Origin of the sequence: Tabrizicola sp. M-4 (assembly GCF_051132405.1) — a bacterium.
Lineage (GTDB): Bacteria > Pseudomonadota > Alphaproteobacteria > Rhodobacterales > Rhodobacteraceae > Paragemmobacter.
Genome location: NZ_CP128607.1, coordinates 82792 through 101286 on the forward strand (window position 1 = coordinate 82792; position 18495 = coordinate 101286).

The 18495-nt window shown below is 62.7% G+C and carries 20 protein-coding genes; 7 read left to right on the forward strand and 13 right to left on the reverse strand.

Going from position 1 to position 18495, the window contains the following annotated elements:
• From TabM4_RS20330 to TabM4_RS20360, 7 genes are all read left to right on the forward strand, one after another.
• Nucleotides 1-369 carry a hypothetical protein gene (locus TabM4_RS20330; RefSeq protein WP_434622629.1) on the forward strand — a complete coding sequence of 123 codons (369 nt, stop codon included), beginning with the start codon at nucleotides 1-3 and terminating at the stop codon, nucleotides 367-369.
• A 32-nt stretch (nucleotides 370-401) separates the two neighbouring features.
• Complete coding sequence (locus tag TabM4_RS20335) at nucleotides 402-896, forward strand: DUF1772 domain-containing protein (RefSeq protein ID WP_434622631.1); 495 nt, start codon at nucleotides 402-404, stop codon at nucleotides 894-896.
• Nucleotides 890-1516 (forward strand): LysE family translocator, encoded by a 627-nt coding sequence (locus TabM4_RS20340; protein ID WP_434622849.1) that lies wholly within the window; start codon nucleotides 890-892, stop codon nucleotides 1514-1516. The genes TabM4_RS20335 and TabM4_RS20340 overlap by 7 nt, the downstream gene beginning before the upstream one ends.
• Nucleotides 1513-1818 carry a Dabb family protein gene (locus TabM4_RS20345; protein ID WP_434622632.1) on the forward strand — a complete coding sequence of 102 codons (306 nt, stop codon included), beginning with the start codon at nucleotides 1513-1515 and terminating at the stop codon, nucleotides 1816-1818. The genes TabM4_RS20340 and TabM4_RS20345 overlap by 4 nt, the downstream gene beginning before the upstream one ends.
• A gap of 30 nt (nucleotides 1819-1848) precedes the next feature.
• Nucleotides 1849-2454, forward strand: a complete 606-nt coding sequence (locus TabM4_RS20350) for an imm11 family protein (RefSeq protein ID WP_434622634.1) — start codon at nucleotides 1849-1851, stop codon at nucleotides 2452-2454.
• A complete protein-coding gene (locus TabM4_RS20355; RefSeq protein ID WP_434622636.1) occupies nucleotides 2451-2825 on the forward strand; it encodes a hypothetical protein in 375 nt (124 codons plus the stop codon). Before TabM4_RS20350 ends, TabM4_RS20355 begins: the two co-directional genes overlap by 4 nt.
• A gap of 116 nt (nucleotides 2826-2941) precedes the next feature.
• Nucleotides 2942-3661 (forward strand): hypothetical protein, encoded by a 720-nt coding sequence (locus TabM4_RS20360; protein WP_434622638.1) that lies wholly within the window; start codon nucleotides 2942-2944, stop codon nucleotides 3659-3661.
• Between the two features lie 305 nt (nucleotides 3662-3966).
• Here the strand turns inward: TabM4_RS20360 and TabM4_RS20365 are convergent, their stop codons facing one another.
• From TabM4_RS20365 to TabM4_RS20425, 13 genes are all read right to left on the reverse strand, one after another.
• Nucleotides 3967-5940 carry a type IV secretory system conjugative DNA transfer family protein gene (locus TabM4_RS20365; RefSeq protein ID WP_434622640.1) on the reverse strand — a complete coding sequence of 658 codons (1974 nt, stop codon included), beginning with the start codon at nucleotides 5938-5940 and terminating at the stop codon, nucleotides 3967-3969.
• Nucleotides 5941-5942: 2 nt separating this feature from the next.
• Nucleotides 5943-8144 (reverse strand): hypothetical protein, encoded by a 2202-nt coding sequence (locus TabM4_RS20370; RefSeq protein ID WP_434622642.1) that lies wholly within the window; start codon nucleotides 8142-8144, stop codon nucleotides 5943-5945.
• Nucleotides 8145-8210: 66 nt separating this feature from the next.
• Entirely contained in the window at nucleotides 8211-9197 is a 987-nt protein-coding gene (locus tag TabM4_RS20375) for an ATPase, T2SS/T4P/T4SS family (protein WP_434622644.1), read from the reverse strand.
• On the reverse strand, nucleotides 9197-10516 hold the full coding sequence (locus TabM4_RS20380; RefSeq protein ID WP_434622646.1) for a TrbI/VirB10 family protein: 1320 nt from the start codon (nucleotides 10514-10516) through the stop codon (nucleotides 9197-9199). Before TabM4_RS20380 ends, TabM4_RS20375 begins: the two co-directional genes overlap by 1 nt.
• Nucleotides 10513-11229 (reverse strand): TrbG/VirB9 family P-type conjugative transfer protein, encoded by a 717-nt coding sequence (locus tag TabM4_RS20385; protein WP_434622648.1) that lies wholly within the window; start codon nucleotides 11227-11229, stop codon nucleotides 10513-10515. The genes TabM4_RS20380 and TabM4_RS20385 overlap by 4 nt, the downstream gene beginning before the upstream one ends.
• Before the next feature lies 1 nt (nucleotide 11230).
• Nucleotides 11231-11911, reverse strand: coding sequence for a virB8 family protein (locus TabM4_RS20390; protein ID WP_434622651.1), 681 nt, complete (start codon nucleotides 11909-11911; stop codon nucleotides 11231-11233).
• Nucleotides 11912-11958: 47 nt separating this feature from the next.
• Nucleotides 11959-12957: a type IV secretion system protein gene (locus TabM4_RS20395; RefSeq protein WP_434622653.1), complete on the reverse strand. Its 999-nt coding sequence runs from the start codon at nucleotides 12955-12957 to the stop codon at nucleotides 11959-11961.
• Nucleotides 12957-13436 carry a hypothetical protein gene (locus tag TabM4_RS20400; protein ID WP_434622655.1) on the reverse strand — a complete coding sequence of 160 codons (480 nt, stop codon included), beginning with the start codon at nucleotides 13434-13436 and terminating at the stop codon, nucleotides 12957-12959. Before TabM4_RS20400 ends, TabM4_RS20395 begins: the two co-directional genes overlap by 1 nt.
• A 2-nt stretch (nucleotides 13437-13438) precedes the next feature.
• Nucleotides 13439-14236, reverse strand: coding sequence for a type IV secretion system protein (locus TabM4_RS20405; RefSeq protein WP_434622657.1), 798 nt, complete (start codon nucleotides 14234-14236; stop codon nucleotides 13439-13441).
• Nucleotides 14233-15324, reverse strand: a complete 1092-nt coding sequence (locus tag TabM4_RS20410) for a lytic transglycosylase domain-containing protein (protein ID WP_434622659.1) — start codon at nucleotides 15322-15324, stop codon at nucleotides 14233-14235. The genes TabM4_RS20405 and TabM4_RS20410 overlap by 4 nt, the downstream gene beginning before the upstream one ends.
• A gap of 242 nt (nucleotides 15325-15566) precedes the next feature.
• Entirely contained in the window at nucleotides 15567-17867 is a 2301-nt protein-coding gene (locus TabM4_RS20415; protein ID WP_434622661.1) for a type IV secretion system protein B4, read from the reverse strand.
• Nucleotides 17868-17898: 31 nt separating this feature from the next.
• A complete protein-coding gene (locus TabM4_RS20420) occupies nucleotides 17899-18165 on the reverse strand; it encodes a VirB3 family type IV secretion system protein (protein WP_089258429.1) in 267 nt (88 codons plus the stop codon).
• Between the two features lie 13 nt (nucleotides 18166-18178).
• Complete coding sequence (locus TabM4_RS20425) at nucleotides 18179-18478, reverse strand: TrbC/VirB2 family protein (protein WP_089258431.1); 300 nt, start codon at nucleotides 18476-18478, stop codon at nucleotides 18179-18181.
• Nucleotides 18479-18495: the final 17 nt, after the last annotated feature.

Here is an 18495-nt window from a genome sequence, read left to right on the forward strand (position 1 = left end):
TTGTCCGAATCCCGTTCGATTACCGCCGCGCTGAGCGCGCTGATCATCCTTCAGTTGGTCATGCTGGGAGCGCTTTACGCCCAGGTTCCACCGCATCCGCCCGCGACGATTCCGCTTTTCGCGATAGCGCCGTTCCTGGCCGTGGCGCTTGCGACCGCAGCCGCAGCGCTGATTGTCGGCCCCGTGGCAGGCCGGACGGGCAGGGCGCTCAGCCTTCTTGCCGCGCTGATGGCCCTTCTGTCCTTTGGACCCCAGAAGTATCTGGACCCGCAGTTTCCTCTGATCTGGCCCGCCGTCCTGACGGCACAGGTTGCAGTCATAGCAGTTTTCGCTGGGGTGCTGTTCCGGCAGGGACAGCGGTCGGCATGATGAGGTCGTTTGCGCCGCTCCGGGCGCCGGTATTGTTCATCCTGCTGCCGCTGATTTCAGTCGGCTTCAGTGGCGCCTGTTTCGGCTTTTTCTTTGCATGGCAAAGCTCGACCCTGCGCGGTCTGGACATGATCGACCCGGCAACTGCCATCGAGGCCATGCAGGCGATGAACGCCTCTGTCCGCAATCCGCTTTTCGGCACGTTCTACTTCGGAACGCCTCTTGTTCTGGCGCTGTCGACGGTCGTGATGGCGGTTCTGCGGGCAAGGGTAGCCGCCGTGGTGCTGGGCCTCGCACTTGTCTTGCATATGGTCGGGGTCTTTGGGGTCACTGCCACCATCAATGTTCCCTTGAACCAAGACCTTGCCGCAGTCGATGCCCAAGCGCCGGAGGCCGCCACGATCTGGCAGGCCTATTCCACGCGCTGGCAGTCGGCCAACCTTATCAGAATGATCGCTGCCGGAGTCTCCCTGATGCTGGTGGCCGCGACACTTACCCCAACCGCCCGGAACCGGAGAAGATCATGAGCCTTGCCCTGCTGACCTTTGCGCTTGCGGCCCTGCTGACCGTCGCCACGCCGGGGCCGACCTCTCTTCTGGCCTTCTCCAACGGTGCACGCCACGGGTTGCGTGATGCCGGTTTCGGGATCGCGGGCGCGGTCCTTTCGGACCTGGTTCTGATCGCCGCTGTCTCGGCCGGTCTGGGGGTTCTGCTGTCCACCTCGCAGCTGCTGTTCTCGGCCGTGAAATGGCTGGGGGTGGCCTATCTGGCCTATATCGGGCTAAGGCTTCTTCTCAGCAAAGCTGCCCCCACCGCAACAGCGACCATCGCCCATGTCACGGAAAGACGCCGTCTCTTTTCGCGCAGCTTCCTTGTCGCCGTGACCAATCCAAAGGGCTACCTGTTCTTCACCGCGCTGCTCCCCCAGTTCATTGACGCCACAACGCCCGTCCTGCCGCAATACCTGCTTCTGGCGGTGATTTTCTCGCTGATCGACCTGGTGGTTCTGCTGGCCTATGCGGCCGCAGGCAAGCGGTGTGCGGGACGCTTTGGCTCGAAGCTGATCGCCCGGATGGATCGGCTTTGCGGGGGCGTCTTCCTGGCGCTTGCGGGGGGCCTGGCCATGCTTCGGCGCGCGGTGGCATGACGATGCTGCGCCATGTCGTGTTCTTTTCCGCCCGCAACCGCGAGGATGTCGAGCGGCTTTACGAAGGCTTGCTTCTGTTGACGCAAATTCCCCATGGCCGCGTGGAGATCGGGCGCAACCTCGGGCTTGACACCCTGTCGGCCCCGGTCGATTTCGTAGTTTATGGCGCGTTCGCGGACGAAGCAGAGTTGGCTCGCTACAAGGCGCATCCGACCTATGCCGCCTCGATTGCCATCGCCCGCCCCTTGCGCGAATTGCGGGTTGTGGCAGATTTCCATGTGGGTCTTGCGGAGGGTGACTGAGTGACGATTTGCCGAGTTGATGTTTCCCTCGTGGCCGCGCACCACATCGGCGCACATATCTGGCCCCCCGATGGCAAAAATCTGTGTGACGACGAAGATGCCGAGGGGTTCTGGTTCTCGCCAAGTCTTGATGGTGCGCGCGCCTTGAATGATGCCGAGGTGTCGGTCTTACGGCGCAGCCGGATCGAGCTGATGCAAAAGCCCGTGCGCCCGCTGCACAGTGCCGGGATCCATCACAACCTGATGATTGTCAGCACCGAATTCGCCGCCCTGGCCGAGGCGATGGCGCCGGGCCGGCATCAATTCGTGCCGCTGTCGGATGTCTGGTTTCAAAAGGCAAAGGAACCCTCGCCCGGGCGGTATCTGGCCGTGCTGATCATGGATTACGCGGCGACGGTCGATCTGGAAAAGTCGAATATCGTGCGCCAATTCTTGCCGCAGCTGCAAAAGACGGCGGTCCGACTGTCGGCTATCTATCCCGTTCAAAGGGTCGTTCGCACGGATACCGCCATGGGGCGCAGCCTCTGGGCGGATGAGGTGACCGGGGCGATCTTTTGCACCGAGGATTTCCGCAAGCGAGCCAAGGCCCTGGGTGGCACACTGGGGCTGGGCTTCGGGGAATGCACTGAGATATGACACAGGGCGCCAAAAGAAACGCGACCACAGACAGGGACACATCGCGCCCGCGGATGCTGGCCCGTCTGTCGGGGGATCTTGCTGGCTGCGCCGCCGCCCTGATCCTTGGGGTTTTTTGTGTGGTGGTGGCGGATGTTCTGGTTTCGCCCGAGGGGGCGACGGCAGCGCCAGGCGCTCCGCCCGGCCTGCTGAGGGGGCTGATGTTTTTGTTCAGCACCGCGTTCTTGCCGGGGCTTGCCGCTCTTCTGCTTTATCCCGTGACGTTGCATCGTCGCAGAAGTGGCCTGACAGCGGCTGTAGGGCTTGAGATATTCATCATCCTCGCCGCTGGCTTCACACTTTGGATGGGATTTGTGCTGGCGGCTATGTGACGGCAGTTTTAGGAACGATTATGTCGGGAACATCACAGCGCAACGTATTGTCGGGCCAACAGAGCGATCGCCGCGCCCGATCCAGGCGATTGCGGATACTGGCTATTCCTATTTACTTGATCGCTGCGGTGCTGCTGCTCTCTTCTGCCGCGCAGGCGAAGAAGGTGCTTTATTCGAAGATCCTGATCCCGGCCGAGACCATATTGCCGCAATGTGCGGATCTGCCAGCCGGGAGCTGCGCCTATCCGCTATTCATCGGGGCACACTCGCCGCAAATGAAGGGGCATCCGGGGGAAGGTTTGCCCCCGGCGCTGACCAATCTGCCCGGTGCGCGCTTCAATACGGCGTTCTCTTTTTCTCAATCCGACCCGGATCTCTGCCAGCTGGAGACATTGGCGGGCGATCTGTCGCGCGCTGCGGATTGGGTCGGTCAACAGGCGACCGGAACGGCCTGGCTGCAGCGCGTCGAGGGGGCAGCCAAGGCTTGCCAGGCCCATTATTCCCCGAGCATCAGGATGGGTGCAAATCTGGATCTGATCTGGCTCAGGGATGATCTCGGAGTGACCATCGTGGGATGGCGGTGGTGCAGTACGATCGCAGGAGAGGTGAAAAGCTGCATGCTACATCTGACGCCCAGGCGGCGGGGCTGTGGCGTGCAGGATGGGCTCGAAATTACCGTGACGGGCATCTTGCCGCGCGCCAGCGAGGTGCTGCTTGGCGACCTCGCAGCCAGCATCACGCGGCTGGCGGCCAATCTTCGTATTCCCGTTGCGCTGGAGCATTGCCTCACCGATGGCCAGTTTGTCGATGTTGCAGGTTTTGTTCCAGATGATTGAGATTACCGCAAAAGGTGGCCATTCTTGGCGTGCCCCGACCTCTGATGGTCCTAAAACTTCATGGTGACGGCTGCGAAGTTGACGGAAACGGTCGTTTCTGTCCCGACCGCCCTGCCCTGTCCCGCCTCAAGGGCTTAGGCCAGACAGAAACCTAGGACGAAACTGGTACAGTTTTGGGAGGGTTCTGGTCCAGTGTGCGAATCGTTGCGAAGCCGATAGTGGCTCGCGGTACGAACGCCGACGTAGGCGGCACGGTGGCGCGGTTCCCGCTCGCGTCGCGAGCGATGTTCGGTCGACCTCGCCCTCTACGCCCCCAGTTCCTGAACCTTCCTTGTGAACTTGTTCATCCGCTCGACCGCGATAAGTTGCAGCGGTTTCAAGGTGGCCAAGTCTGGTTGGGCCGCCGCTTCCTGAATTGAGGCGACGCCTGTTCGAACCGAGGCCATCGGTCCAGTCTTCTCGCCCACTAGGATTTCCGCCGCCACCTTCGGCTCGGGTACAATCCCTCCACTGCCTTCAACCTTCCCCTTTTCCGTCCTCACGAAATCCACCACGACCTTATGCCCAGCCTGCCGCTCCAACTCCTCCACCCGCGCCGCCAGTGCGCGCAACGTCGCTCCGTCCTGCGATGGATATGGCAGGGGCCCGGATTGCGCCTCAAAGAGCGTCTTGAAGGTCGGATCCTGGAAATAGACGATCCGCTGGACGAGGAGCGGGTTCTGCCGTTCCGGAATGAGGATCGCCTGATCGGGGTTCAGCCGCCGTACTTCGTCAGGTGTCAGGAGCGGCCGTTCTTCCATCCGCCGACTAACCGACCGTCGCTGCATGAAATCCCGATCCCGCGAGACGCTGTCCGACACCGAGAGCTTTGTCGTCTTGCCCAATGCGTCAGAAATCTCCCCCGCCGTCTTCTTGTCGTTGGCGGCGAGGTAGAGCTTCATGCCGGCGGCGGACTCGAGGGACATCCGGACGTTTTCGCCATAGATGTTGTCGAGACCGGGGATCGACTGGGTGATGATTGACACCCGCGCGCCGTGACCGGCTAGCTGCTTCAGGGCCTGCTCGACGATGGGCATCGGCCCAAGCTGGTCGAATTCATCCAGCATGACCATGACCGGCCAGGGCTCGACTTTTGGGTCAGGAAGGGTCGAACGCATGGTGGCAATGAGTTCGCCGAAGAAGAGCCGCACCAAGGGTGACAGTGTGCGGATGTCATCGGCGTTGACGACGACATAGATCGACATCGGGCGTTTGCGCAGATCCGTGAAGGAGAAGTCGTTGCCGGAGGTAGCCCGGTCCACGGCCGGGTTGTTCCAGAGCGTCATGCCTGCGCCACCCAGGACTGAAGCGTGGGACGACAAGGTCCGGTCGGAATAACCTGCGAACTTGCGGAATGTCTGGGCGGCGTTGGGGTGTTTCACCTCCTCTGCATGTTCGCCGTAAACCTCCTGGGTCGCACCCCGACCAAAGAGGATGCGGCTGATCTCACCGATGGTCGGCTTGCCCCTCTCGATCGCAAGAAGCCCTGCGGCAACAAAGAGTTCGCGCCCCTCGGTCAGGAAGTCGCCTGCCGTCCCTTTGTCCGAAACCGTCAAGAAATAGTCCGAGATCTTGGCCAGCTCTGTGTAGCGCTGTTCGGGGTTTTCAATGCGGGCGACGCGCTCGAGCGGGTTGTAGCGATGGGTCGGATGTTCGAAATCGAAAGGCGAGAAGCGATAGACCGCGTCGCCTTCGGCCTGCCGGTGCCGCGAGGTGGCCTCGAAAATCTCGCCCTTCACATCGAGGACGACGATGCTGCCGTTAAAGAGGAGCGTGTTCGGAATGACATAGCCCACGCCCTTGCCGGCCCGGGTGGGTGCAACGACAAGGCAATGCGGGAATTTCTGGAAAGTGGCGCTGACATAAGGTGCGCGCTTTGAAGGCACCCCGAGCTTGCCGAAGACCATACCGGCGCCCAAGTGCTGCAAGAGGCCATTCGCCTTCATCTCCGGGCGCGCCTGGAATTTCGCCTGACCATAGCCGGTGAGCTGCTGGCGGAAAGTCAGAGCGACGGCGGCAATCGTGAAGATAATGGTCGAGGCGCCAACGATCTGCCAGGGCAGTACCCAAGGCACGGAAGTCAACCGGGCGAAGCCAGGGAATTCCTCGATCAGGACAAAGATGCCGGTCGCGTTCGGATCGCGACCCAAGATCAAGTTGAGAACGACGCCTCCGGCGATTAGGCCGACCAGAGCACCAGCCGTCAAGCCGAGCGGGAGCAACAGCGCGAAACGTTGCATGGTCAGAACTCCCTGTCCTTGGCATGCGCCCGGTCATGGACAGACACGCGCGCATGTTCGGACGGCTTGGGAGCGGCCTCGGCCGTCATGCGACGTTCGGCGGTTTCCGCTTCATGGGCGCTAAGGCCGAGAGAGGGATGTTCCTTGGCGGCTGACACGACAGCTGCAGCCATTGCCTGACGTGCGCTTGGGTCTGGAACGTCCTTTGCGAGGGCAACGGTGCGCCCGGCGGCCATGTCTTTCAGGACGGAAGCCCCATAGCGCTCCTTCATCTCTTCCGCGAAATCCCGTGCCTGGGTCTCATTGCGGAAGGCGACCGAGCCTTGCTGTGCATGGAGCTTTGCCATCTTGTCCAAGGCTTCGACCATCGGATCGGGGGCTCGCGAAACGTCGATGCCACGGGCGGACTGGATGAGTTCGGCTGCGCGCTCGTAGAAACGGTCGAGCCGTTCTGCAGCCGTGCTGCGGCCTTGCGGGTTGTCGAGGTCATAGCCGTGACGTCTGGCGACGTCGCTGAGATCGGACTTCACCCAGGCTTCCTCTTCGCGGGCGTTTGCAGCCCCGGTTTCCAGACGCTTCCCAAGTTTTTCGGCGTCGATGCCTGCGAGGCTGGCGTTGAGGATCAGATTTGCCTGCAGGGTGTCGGCTTTGCCGGGTTGAAGGGCTTTCTCCTCGCCAGCGATCGTCAAAGTGGTTGGGTTCATCACCGTGCTGTAGAGCGTCGAGCGTGGAGGGCGCTCGCGGCCGACCCGGTCCCGATCCATACCAAAGGCTGCCGTGGCTTCCTTGGCGATGCCCAGCATTTCTGATCGAAGCTCTTCTTGTTGCTCGGAAGGCAGTCGGTCGATCCGGGCATCCGACTGCGCCACCCAGGCGGAGATCGCCCGCGCGGGATCAGCCGTGAAGTCGTTCCGCAACCTTTCGTTTTCGACATGGGCCGTGAGAACCGGGCTCTCGGCCAGATGCCTGGCCAGCGTCTCACTCAGCGGCCCTTCATCCGGGAACTTGGCCAGAACCTCAGCGCTGCCATCACGGCCGTAAGAGGTGACGGCCAGAAGTTCCTCGGGCAGAAACCCTGCGGAGCCTTCGCCGTCGACAAACCGGCCAGTGCCAAGCGTGGCTTCGGCATCGGAGATATGCTCGGCCACCACCTTCCGAAACGCGGGATCGGCAACCAGACGTTCGGCAAGATCACGGCTCGCTTCCGTGTCTCGGCCAAGGGTCAGAACCAGCTGGGCCTCTTCGCCCGCGTAAATCGCGGTTTCCGGGCGGGGGAATTCCGGCTGTTCGCGATGTTCGAGCACGAGGCCCGACGGCCTGCGGTCAGCATCGTCGCCTGTGTCGCGATCCATGGCCGCGGCCCGGCTGACGGCAATCTCGAGCCCCTCTTCGCCGCCTTCGTAGAAATCCCAGGCGTGACGCAGGGCATCCAGGCTGGTGGCAAAGGTCCGGTCCGAGAAGCTGATCTCCGCCTCTCCTTCCGGCAACCTTGCCTCGAACCCGGCATGCAACCCCCTGTCGGTCGCGACAGCCACCGGGCGCAATTCGACACTCTGGTCCGTGGTCACCCAATCTCCGGTCGCAACCACCTGCGGCTTCTCCGCCGTGACGACCTGACCAACCTGCGCTTCCGCTTCCACAACTCCTTCCCGGGCCTTCACCGCCGCCTGCAAAGTGGGTCCCGGTGCAGGTTCCTCTGTCCGATCGGACCAAAGGCTTGCTGCCTTCTCGGGTTCGCGGCGCGCGAAGGCCTCGAGGTCGTCTTTCAGCCTGGCATCCAGCCGCTCGACGACATTTGCGCCATCGCGGCCATCTGCGACTCTCCCCAATCGCTCAGAGATCGAAGCCTCCATCGCTGCCAAAAACCCGGCCCGGAATTCCGCATCGGGCGCGTGCGAGTCCGGCAGCGACTTGAAGTACCGCGTCTCTCTCCCCTCTTGGACCCCATGGACTTCCGTGCGGGCCATGGTCCTGGCGGTGTTGCCGTCGACATGGGTCACCGAAGGCCTCTCAGCCGGATCGGCCCGGAAGAAAGCCTCGCCTGCGAGACGCGGATCTTCGAACTCCTGCGCAGACCCGGAGAAGGTCAAACGGACGGAGAAATATTCCTTCTTCCGCTCCGTGGCCGCACCTGCCTCGGGCTCCGTGGCTACGTCATGCCGTGCGGGCCCGTTCCTCTGCAGGCCGTCAATGTCCGGATCCATGAATGCAACCTTTTGGCCCGCTGGCCGATCAAAAAGTGGGAAAGGAGGAGTGGAAACCGCAGCCCGTCAGTCCTCGAGGCCGGGGAAATACATCTCCATGATCCCGCGGCGGTCGCCCTGGCGGCCCATTTGCAGGATCACGTCGATCGATGTCTCGAGGTAGCGGATGACCTCGGCGAAGCTGAGTTTGGTGCCCTGTGCCATGACGAGAAGCGCCAGCCGGTCCATCGCTTTGCGCGCCGAATGGGCGTGGAGCGTGGTGAAAGAGCCGGAATGGCCGGTGTTGATCGCATCGAGAAACGTCGCGGCCTCAGCCCCGCGTAATTCTCCCAGAATGATCCGGTCCGGCCGAAGCCGCAGGGTCGCCTGCAAAAGCTTGTCGGCCGAGCGGGGAGAGGCCTCGTCGCGCTGCGCGATCAGGCTGACGGTATTGGGCTGGCCGGGCAGGAGTTCGAGGGAATCCTCAATGGTGACGATGCGCTCGTCCGGGGCGACCATCTCCAAAAGCTTGCGGCCAAGCTCGGTCTTGCCTGTCGAGGTGCCGCCCGAGACGATGACGTTCAGCCGCTCGGTGACGAGCCGCCCGAGGAAGGCATCGACATCCGCCCCCTCGGATCCGGCGCGGATTTCCGCGACCATGAGCCGCCGCTCCTCTTCCAGGGACTTCTCCTGTCCCCGCAGGAAGCTGAAGGATCGCGGTGCCCGGCGCTGATCCCCCTGCCGGGACCGAAACACCCGGATGCCGATCACCGTGCCGCCGGAGACGGCGGGCGTGCCAACCACCTGACAGCGCAGCATCAGGTCGCGGTAGCGAACGGCGGCCGAGACAAGGGGCGCGGCCTCTGTGAAGGTGTTCGAGGTCGAATTGGCGATCTGGGCTGCGAGGTCGCGCACCGAGCGTGCGGGCAGGGGGGCAAGCCCGCTGGCTTCCATGTGGATCTGCCCTGACCGTTCCACCCAGATCGTGCCATCGGCATTGATCGCTAGCTCCATGACGGCCGCGTCAGAGAGCGCCGTGTCGAGCTGCCCAAGATAGGTATCGAGGTAGCTCATCAGTAGAACTCGATGTCGGCGTCGACGCGGACCATAACGACAGCCCCCTGATTGACGCTGATCGTGGGCGGGATGCGCAGGTAGTCAGCCATGACATCATTCACGGCTTCGCCGAGATCATTGCCGACATTCTCGGCGGTGTCGGATGCCACCTCGTCGCCTTCGTATCGGGCGGCGGCGATCGCGGGGACGGCCCCGATTACGGAGATCAGGGCGGCAGTGCCGAAGCGCTGCAGGAAGTGGTTGCGCACCTTGCCGGGCAGGCCGGAGCGCCCGATCCGGTCTGTGCCGTAAGCCGCGAGTTCCACGGATTGGCCATCGGTGGTCACGATCCGGTCCCAGGCGATCAGCACCCGGCGCTGACCGGCATCGACCTCGGAATCGTACCGGCCAAAAAGGCGGGAGCCGCGTGGGATGAGGACGCGGAACATATCGAAGGACCAGACATCGTGGCTGACCACGGCAGCGACATTGCCGGAAAGATCGGTGCTGACGGCGGTTTCGAGCGAGGCCTCGATCAGGGTGCCCTGCATCACTGTATAGGCAGGGTTGGCGATCACCTCCGCCTGGCGGACCTCCGCCGACTTGGCCCCCGCGCGCCGGAAGGCCTCATCGCCCCTGGCGGTGGCACCTCCACCTCCGGGACCGGTCGGGGCTGCACCTCCCGTCTCCCCGCCCATATCCATGGAAGAGCGCATCGCGACCATGTCGGAATGGATCTGGGCTTCCTTCAGCATCTCGGCTTCCTGGCGCTTGCGAGCCAGTTCCTCTTCGCGGGCGCGTGCCGCCTCGGCCTCGGCGTCACCCTCGACGAGCGCCTTGGTCTCAAGCTCGGTTTGGAGCCGGATGTTCTCGCGTTCGAGGTCGGAGAGGGCTGCCTCGCGTGCCGTGGCATCCGCATCCAGAGCCGCCAGTTGCGCTTTCAAATCCGCGAGCGCCGCCTCATCGGTGACGGTCACCGGATTGGCTTTCAGATCGGCGATCTGGGCGTTCAGGGATTCGATCTCAGCCTGCAGCCGCTCGGCCTCGGAAGTGTCCGGGACGGCAGGGACGATCTGCGGCTTTTCTTTCGTGATTGAAAACCCGTCGGCACCTTGCGCGCCTTGGAAATCACTGACCGAGGCGGTTTCCAGCGCGGGTGAGGGCGCTGGGGCCTCCGGGGCGGCGAGGACAAGCCAGGCCCCGACGCCGACGCCCGCCACGGCAGTCACGGCCGAAAGGGCGTAGGGGTTCACGCCACGGCGGCGCTTTGGCGCCTCGGATGGTTTCATACGGGCCATGCGTGCGGCGAGTTTGCCGTCTTGATCGTCTTCGCTCATTGGCCGCCCCCCGTTTCCGCGGTCACGCAGACATATTCATCGCCGTAGCGCAGCACCCAACGTTCAGAGCGGGTGCTGACGGTGATGGTGGTGCCGCGCACGGCGGAGTTGACCGAATATTCCTGCCCCTTCGCATCGGCCCGGAAGATTGTCGGCATCGGCGCGCCGGGCGGGATGACGAAGGTGGTCTTCCGTCCATCGTCGGAGATCGACACCGGCGCGAAGTCGGGGAGCCTCTTGCCTTTTTTCATGACCTTGTAGGTCATCGGCAGGGCCGCCGGGATCTCGGTCCCGGGCGAGGTGCCGCGGGAGCTGCCCGGGACCGTGAACTTCACGGAATAGTTCGGACTGCCCTTGGCGCTTTCCGTCACCTGCAGGAAGTAGATGTTCTTCTGGGTCTCGACCGTCAGGTTGGTCGTGGCACCCGCCACCACCGGCTTGATGATGAAGAGGTTAGACCGCTCGAGCTTGTCGATCTTGAAACTTTCGAGATCACCGATGGCGATGGACTGGATCTTCTCGCCGTCGCCCAGTTCGACGAGGGTCACGGTCCGAAGCCGCGTGGTGATGCGATAGACCTGACCTTCCTGATACGTGGCATAGGTCACTCGGGCGTCATGACTGCCGGGTTTGGGGGCGGTCTCGGCAAAGGCGGGCAGGGTCGCGAGGCTGGCCACTAGACCCGCCGTGAGGAATGTAAAGCGCCGGGTCATATCAGCCTTCCGAAGGGGTGAGGGCCTCGGATGTGAGGCGATAATCGGTCACGAGGAACCCGGTCGGGTTCTGCCAGACGAGATCGAGTGCGGTCTGTTTGGTCGGCTCAAACCGGTAGGTGACGGTCGCGGTAAATTTGCCTTCCCGGTCGGGGATACCCTCGCCATCCGAGACCCAGGTCTTGGTGAAGCGGACTTGTGCCGTAGTCTCGGTCACCGGCGTGATCGAGAGAATGTCGACCCGGACCTTGGAGCTCTCGCCGTAAAGTTTCGGCGGGTAGTTCGGATGGCCTTCGGTCCAGAGCGCCACGAGCGACGACTTCGCATTGGCCTCGGACCAGGTATAGGCGCGGAGAATCCGTTCCTCGTTGTCGTGCTGGTCATAGGTTTCGCGGTCGGTGACATAGGCGAAGAGAAGGCTTTGCCGGATGGCCTCGGCCTGTTCCATTCCTGCCTTCTCGACGGCCACCACGCGTTCGGCCACACCGGTGTCCTTGTCGACGATGGCAAGAAAGGCTTCAGTCTCTTTCAAGGGCAGGAGGGTGACGACGGCGATCATCCCCATGAGGCCGATGGCGAGCCCGCCGCCCGCAACCGCATAGGCGATGCGCTCGCGCTTTTTCACGCCGAAGAACATCTCGGCCTCGAGAAAACTTCTCAGTTCAGGGGGTGAACCTGTCATGGTCTTGCTCCGGGAAAGGGGGTTTGGCGCGGCTGGCGGTGGCTGGATCAGCTGTCGCGGATGAACTGGCCGAGTCGCATGCGGGCCGCATGGCCCCGCTCGGCATCGGACCGCGCCTGATCGCGCAAATGGTGATGCTCGGTCTTGCCGGTCATGAATCCAGAGCGGAACTCGTTCATGCGCCGGGCGGAATAGTCGGTGGCTTTTTCCAAAGGCTTGCCCGCAACCCGGAGGGCCTGGGGCGCGATGCTGGCGAGGCTGATCTGGCCGGTGATATGCGTCACGGCATTCGGGATGGCCATCAGGGCGAAGATGCCCACGAAGACAATGACGAAGAAGCCGAGGATCGACCCGAGATCGGTGACGTCCTTGGTTTCTCGGAAGACATCATGGGCCACTGTCACGACGGCGACGATGATCCCCGCAGAGGCGACCGGGTACATCAGATAGCCAATCATCGCCGAGAGCCAGGCCTCGAAGATGCCCTTGGTCTTCTCGAAGATCGTGGCGCCAATGGCGAGCGGGGCGACACCGAGGAGGAAGGCGATCATCAGTTTGGCGAAACCGACGATGAAGACGTAGACCGCCATCAGCACACCGAGGACCACGTAAAGGATTGCGGCAACGAAGCCGCGCATGATCGAGGACATGGCGGAGGAGACGCTATCGACATTGCCCGCCATCATGTTCGCCATGTCATCCATGGCTGCGGTTGCCGATGTGGCGACACCGCTGCCGCCGAGGCGGAAGTATTCCAGCGCCAGATCGCTCAGCCCGTTGCTGGCGGCCTGGTAGATCTGGCTGAAGTTCGACCAGGTAAGACCGAACATCAGCACCATGACGACCCGGAAGGCGAGTTGCACCGCATCGCGCATGGCGATCCGGTAGACATTGAGCGCGGCATTGATCCCGACCATGACGAGGAGGAGCGCGAGAAGGCTCGAATAGATCGGGCCGACGGCGCTGGCCGTTGCCTCGAAAAACCGTTGGCCCGCCGCCGTGATCGCCGCATCCAAAGTCGTCAGAATGGTCGAGACGCTATCCATCAGAAGGATCCGCCACACATCGTCTCGGCGATGGCTGTCAAGCGGTCAGCCTCTTCGGCGACCTCCTTTGTGTGCTGCCAGCCCAAGCGTTCGACGCCATTCTGTTTGCGCAACGCGTCGGCGACGCGGCCCACGTCTTCCCAATTCGCGACCTTCCCAATGCAAGTACAATCCTTCGATAGGATCACGTTTCTGGTGCGGACCAGACCGTAGATGTCCCGCAAGGCTCTGGCTTCAGGTCCGGAGCGAGTCAGCTCATACCCAGCAGGCCATTGGGCCTCACAGTTCCGGAACTCTTCGTTGACCGCGCCCGGGATCGGCTGGACGTCGTCCGGCACATCGACCTTCGGCAGGACGTCGAGAAACGCCTCTTCTTGCTCCAGATCGGCCGGGGCAGGGGCTTCGGCCGGGGCCATCCCCGCCAGCAGGGTCGCCAGGATCAATGCCGCGCTGAACGGCTTACCTTGAAACTTGTCCATGCTCATTCCTTCCGGATCACTTTGATGAACTTCTCTTCCTCGGCGGCTGTGGCGGCATCCATGACGCCCGCCTCCCCCATGCCCATAAGCTGGGCGGATTCCATGTTCCAGATATTGGCCATGGCGATGGAGAGCTCAGCCGTGACCCTTGTGTTGAGGTCGATGGCTTCCTTCAGCCCTTCGGTGTCCGGAATCTCCTGGACAAGATCGTGGACCCGTTCGAGGCTTTCAGATGCCTTGACCGAGGAGGTTTCCGCCGCGGCCGAAAGGAAGGCAGCCGTATTGGCCTGCGTGCCGATCCGCGCCGCACCCGGATCCTCGCTTTTCGAAAGCGTGTCCACGGTGGCGGTATCAAGCCCGACCGAGGCGAAGAAATCCGACACATACTGTCCGGCCGGCTTGTCGCCAACCTTGCCCGAGGTGGTCATCAGGGAATACTTGCCGTCCTTCGCCGCGATGAGGCCGCCCGTCAGGTCAGCCACGTCCGGCAGGATGTCGTCAAAGAAGGTGTCAGGGTCCGGAATGCCGAGTGCTTCCAGCGTCAGCCCGTTCCGGAGGGCGTCGAGCTGCGCCTTCAAGGTGGCAATCTGCTCGATCTGCTTCAGGATCTGTTCGTCGAGCTTCAGGTTCGAGGCGATCATCTCGCGCACCTGCAGCTTGGCCTCGGTCAGCACCTCGCCGATTTTGGCGATGCTGGTGAGGTCGATCGTCGGCACGCCTTGGGCCGCCGCAGGGAGCGGCAGCGCCAGTGCTGCGGTGAGGAGAAGGGCACTGACGCCCCGGATGCGCTTGGGGATCATTCGGAACCAGCCTTTACCTTGATGAATGTTGCGTCGCGGGCGTAAGCCTCGATCCAGAGCGCGTAGCGCGCCTGGTCGACCTTGACCCTTGCGGCCTTGACCCTGTCGACCATCAGCGCGATCCGCACGGCCTCGGCCCGGGCATAGGTGTTGAGATCCAGCGCTTCCTTTGCCGACTTGGTGGTCGGGATCTTCTCGATGATAGCGCGGAACCGTTTCAGCGAAGCCTCGATTTCGAGGCTTGCCTCCATCCCGTAGTGCAACCCTGCGTCCGAGACATTGGACGCCGTGGCGATTGCCATGTCGCGCGGATCGAAAGTGCCGACCTGATCGATGCCGCTGATCTTGGCCGCATAGGCGTTGAAGAACCCGGTGATGCGGACGACGTAGTCCTGGGTTTCCTTGAAGGGCGGTATGCCACCGTATTTCGAGACATTGCCGGGTCCGGCATTGTAGGCGGCCAAGGCCAGTGGCACCGAACCGAACTTGTTAAGCTGGGTCAGGAAATACCGGGCACCACCATCAAGCTGCAGCATCGGGTCGTCGTAATAGGCCGGATAGATGCCGAGGTCCTTTGCCGTATCCGGCATCACCTGCGTCAGGCCGAAGGCCCCGACGGGCGAGCGCGCGCCGATGGAAAACCCGGATTCCTGTTTCACAAGGCTCTGGAACCAAATGCGGAATTCGACCGGGTTGAGTCCAGCGCGCGCGAGGCCCGGATGCCCCGCGTATTTCTTCGCGGTAGTCACGATCATCTCTTCGATGCCGGTCTTGCCATCCCCGAAAAGCCGCGCTGCATAGGGGCTGTCGTCCTCGACGTCATAGAGGACTTCCGCCTCGGCGCCCGGGATGACTTCCAGATCATCGATCCAAGGCGTGGTACCGGTCATCATCGCCAGTGTCGCGTCGAGCGCAGCAAGCTGTTCCTGATGCAACTCGGAAATCCGCGCCTTCTTGTCGGCCTCTAGCTCCCGCGCACCTGTCAGGTAGGACATCTGCGCGATCTCGAGGCTGTGCTGGATGATCGACTTGCCATCGGCAATCGGCACGCCTTGCGCGAAGGCCGCCAGCGGCAAAGCCGCTGCCATCAGGGCAAGCGCCCTGACAGATCGTCTGGATTTAGCGGCAGGGAATGACATCGACGGGCGAGGTGTTGCCACGCGAGACAAGGCCCGCATCCGGGCTTGCACCCTTGGTGGAAGTGGTCACAGTAGAACCAGCGGTGGCCCAGCAATTGGTCTTGGTGATCGGCACTTCGGCGCAGCCCGCGAGGCCAGAACATCCGAGTCCGATAAGCAAAGTTATGTAATATATTGATTTCATTTGGTAATCATTCCTTCCAGAATTTGGGCCGCGCGGCATAGTCAGCGCCGAAGGCATTGATCCCGGCCTGACCGCCGCCAAGCGCTGTCAGCAAAGGCCCGAGCGCCTTCAGATCGACGTTCAGAACGGTCGAACCGCGTGGGGAGCGCGACAGAACCAGCCGCTGGCCTGGGATCGGGTTCAGGACGAAGTCGAGCTCGCCATCGGTCAGGCGGAAACTTTCGTAGTCGGCCGAGGCCGCCTCGCCGTTCGGGAACAGGAGCTGGTTCGGCAGCGCTTCCAGGATCGACCGGGCTTTCGATCCCCGGATCTGGCTTGGGAACTGGGTCATCATGACGACGACCACATTCTTCTTCCGGGCCGTCACCAGCCATTCGGCGAGCTTCTTCGCGAAGTATTCGTCGTCGAGGACCTTCCAGGCCTCGTCGATCAGGATCAGCGTCGGGCGCTTTTCCTCGATCAGCATTTCGATGCGGCGGAAGAGATAGCCGAGGATCGCGGTGCGCTCGGTGCCGAGATCGAGGATTTCGGTGAGATCGACCGCCGTCACATCATGGCTGGTGAAATCCACCACCGGCTCTTTCGCCTCTCCGAAGACCCAACCATAGCGGCCGTCCGGTCCCCATTCGCGGAGGCGCTGTGCCAGATCGAGGCCATCACCGACATCGCCGAATAGCTCCTGGAAACTCTGGAAGTTCCGCAAACCCTCGCGTGCCTTGCCATTCTGCGCGATGGCAGACTTGAGCGCCTCGGACTGCAGCGGTGTCATGGGCCCGGAGCGGGATTCAAGGAGAGCAACCAGCCAGTCGAGAAGCCAGGCTTCCCCGCGCTCACCAGCCTCCGTCGCAAGTGGGTTAAGTCCTGTCGGGCGTCCCGCGCGGACTTCGGCATAGCGACCCCCGAGGGCATGCACGGCCATCTTCAATCCGGCTTCCTTGTCGAAGATGATCGTCCGGCCCCCTACCCTTTGGGCCTGGGCGGCAAGGAAGGCGACGGTCGTGGTCTTGCCCCCGCCAGATTTTCCGAGAACGAGGGTATGGCCGTTGGTCGGCTCCGCAGTCGGGTCCCCTGGCTCATGGAAGCTGAAACGGTGGAGTGATCCCTGCAGCGTCTGGAAAGCAGTGATCGGCGTCGCCCAAGGCAGGCGCGCCTTTTCCGTGCCGGTGTCCGCGGCATGAAGGGCCGCCATGTCCGCGAAATTGATCGACGACACTGTCATGTCGCGCGCCCGGTAGTCCATGTTGCCGGGATGCATGGCGAAGAAAGCCGCTTCGAGCGCCGTGACCTCGCGCACGAGCCGCATGCCATTCTGATGCGCGATGCCGCGGATGCGGGCGACCTCAGAGTCGAGCGCGGTTTCGGTTTCCGCAAAGACCGTGATTGTCATCTGATGCACGCCAAAACCCAGCGTCCCGCTCTCGGCTTTGTCGGCCGCCTCGAAAAGCTGCGCCTCAACTGTGGCAGCGATATCCTCGGCCGAGCGCATTTGCGCGACGCGGCGTTTCACCCGCTCGGCGATACTGCCGCGCTCGATGGGCGTGTAGCTGTGGGTGATGATCGTGTCCTGCGCGGCCCCAAGAGCATCAAGCATTCCGGGCCAGGTCGCATTGGCATAGGATTTGACATAGAGGACGGCGGCGAGTTTTGGGGTGGACGTCCCCTCTTCGATTTCGACCACGCCCTTGCCAAACTGCACGGATGCACCGGCGGCGTCTTCCGCAAGGAGGCAGTACGGGCTGCGCGGATGGTCCCGCAACTCACCGGTCAGAAGCGAGGCGTAAAAGCCGATCAGGCTTCCATCACTGATCTTCATCCTGCGGGTCTTGATGCCAAGACCGGTCTCAAGGATGGAGGCCACCTCGCGCAGTTCTTCCAGACGGCGGGCGGTGTCTTCGCCCCAGACCCGGGCCGCGGCCTTGCCGAACAATGGCACGGCCAGCGGCGCCACTTGCCGCCGGACGACCGTCAGGATCAGCACCGAGTCCTGCAGATTGCGGCGTGTAAGCTCCCGGCTCCAAGCCTTGTCGATGTCGGCCGCAAAGCTGAGCCCATGGATGGGCACGATGCCGGTGTCCGCTGGTCGCATCATCCGGTGCAGATAGAAGGTGAACCGCTCGTCGAGCGTGTCGAGGAGATGCGCAAATCCCGCCCGAAGGGCTGAGACCGCAGCCGCGCCTGACGTGACGCCGTCGATGCCCGTCACTTCAAGTGACAGCATCAGCGCATTGTCCCGGGTTCGGACGACCTCGTCATCAAGCTCGATGACGTAAGGCAGATGGGCATAGATCTTAGGGCTGGCCGGGATCAACCGCCCTGCCCTGCCCTTTGGCTGGTCCCGCTCAAGAAACATGGCGCCGCCTGCGGTTCAGGATGGCAAGCGGCGTGGTTTCGATCATGACCGCAAGTACATGGTGGCCGTTCGGGTTGATTTTTGCGGACGCGCGGGCAACTCCGTACCAGACCGGGGCGGTCAGGAACCACCAGACCGGCTTGAAGAGGATGAAGGGCAGCACGGTCATCGCTCCCACTGCCATGGCATAGGGCATCGGCAGGCCGAGAAACTTGGCTTGCCGCGAAAGCCCGAGGATGACCGCGCTTTTCTCCATCTACCGCCCCCGATCAGCTGAAGGAAGAGCGGAGATTGGCAACGATGGTCGGCCCTGCGAACACCAGAAACGCCCCCACGACAACCAAGGCCACCCATGCCCAGCTGATGCGATTGAACGCCGCGAGGAAGCCGGTCACCACAAAGGCAATGCCGAAGAAGGCAGTCGCAAACACGCCCCGGAAAGATGCGAGAAGGCCGGTCGCGACCCTTTCAGCTTTCGTGAACACAACTTGTGCCGCAGCGGGTTCTGCCTGAGCCAGCAACAGGGTGCAAAAGGTCAGGCCCAGAAGAGCCAGTGTGGAAGTGCGCATAGTTTGGTTTGTCCTTT

Coding starts and splice junctions, on each gene's coding strand:
- TabM4_RS20345 (WP_434622632.1), top strand. CDS start 1,513: ATGACGATGCTGCGCCATGTCGTGTTCTTTTCCGCCCGCAACCGCGAG.
- TabM4_RS20355 (WP_434622636.1), top strand. CDS start 2,451: ATGACACAGGGCGCCAAAAGAAACGCGACCACAGACAGGGACACATCG.
- TabM4_RS20365 (WP_434622640.1), bottom strand. CDS start 5,940: ATGCAACGTTTCGCGCTGTTGCTCCCGCTCGGCTTGACGGCTGGTGCT.
- TabM4_RS20370 (WP_434622642.1), bottom strand. CDS start 8,144: ATGGATCCGGACATTGACGGCCTGCAGAGGAACGGGCCCGCACGGCAT.
- TabM4_RS20375 (WP_434622644.1), bottom strand. CDS start 9,197: ATGAGCTACCTCGATACCTATCTTGGGCAGCTCGACACGGCGCTCTCT.
- TabM4_RS20380 (WP_434622646.1), bottom strand. CDS start 10,516: ATGAGCGAAGACGATCAAGACGGCAAACTCGCCGCACGCATGGCCCGT.
- TabM4_RS20385 (WP_434622648.1), bottom strand. CDS start 11,229: ATGACCCGGCGCTTTACATTCCTCACGGCGGGTCTAGTGGCCAGCCTC.
- TabM4_RS20390 (WP_434622651.1), bottom strand. CDS start 11,911: ATGACAGGTTCACCCCCTGAACTGAGAAGTTTTCTCGAGGCCGAGATG.
- TabM4_RS20395 (WP_434622653.1), bottom strand. CDS start 12,957: ATGGATAGCGTCTCGACCATTCTGACGACTTTGGATGCGGCGATCACG.
- TabM4_RS20400 (WP_434622655.1), bottom strand. CDS start 13,436: ATGGACAAGTTTCAAGGTAAGCCGTTCAGCGCGGCATTGATCCTGGCG.
- TabM4_RS20405 (WP_434622657.1), bottom strand. CDS start 14,236: ATGATCCCCAAGCGCATCCGGGGCGTCAGTGCCCTTCTCCTCACCGCA.
- TabM4_RS20410 (WP_434622659.1), bottom strand. CDS start 15,324: ATGGCAGCGGCTTTGCCGCTGGCGGCCTTCGCGCAAGGCGTGCCGATT.
- TabM4_RS20420 (WP_089258429.1), bottom strand. CDS start 18,165: ATGGAGAAAAGCGCGGTCATCCTCGGGCTTTCGCGGCAAGCCAAGTTT.
- TabM4_RS20425 (WP_089258431.1), bottom strand. CDS start 18,478: ATGCGCACTTCCACACTGGCTCTTCTGGGCCTGACCTTTTGCACCCTG.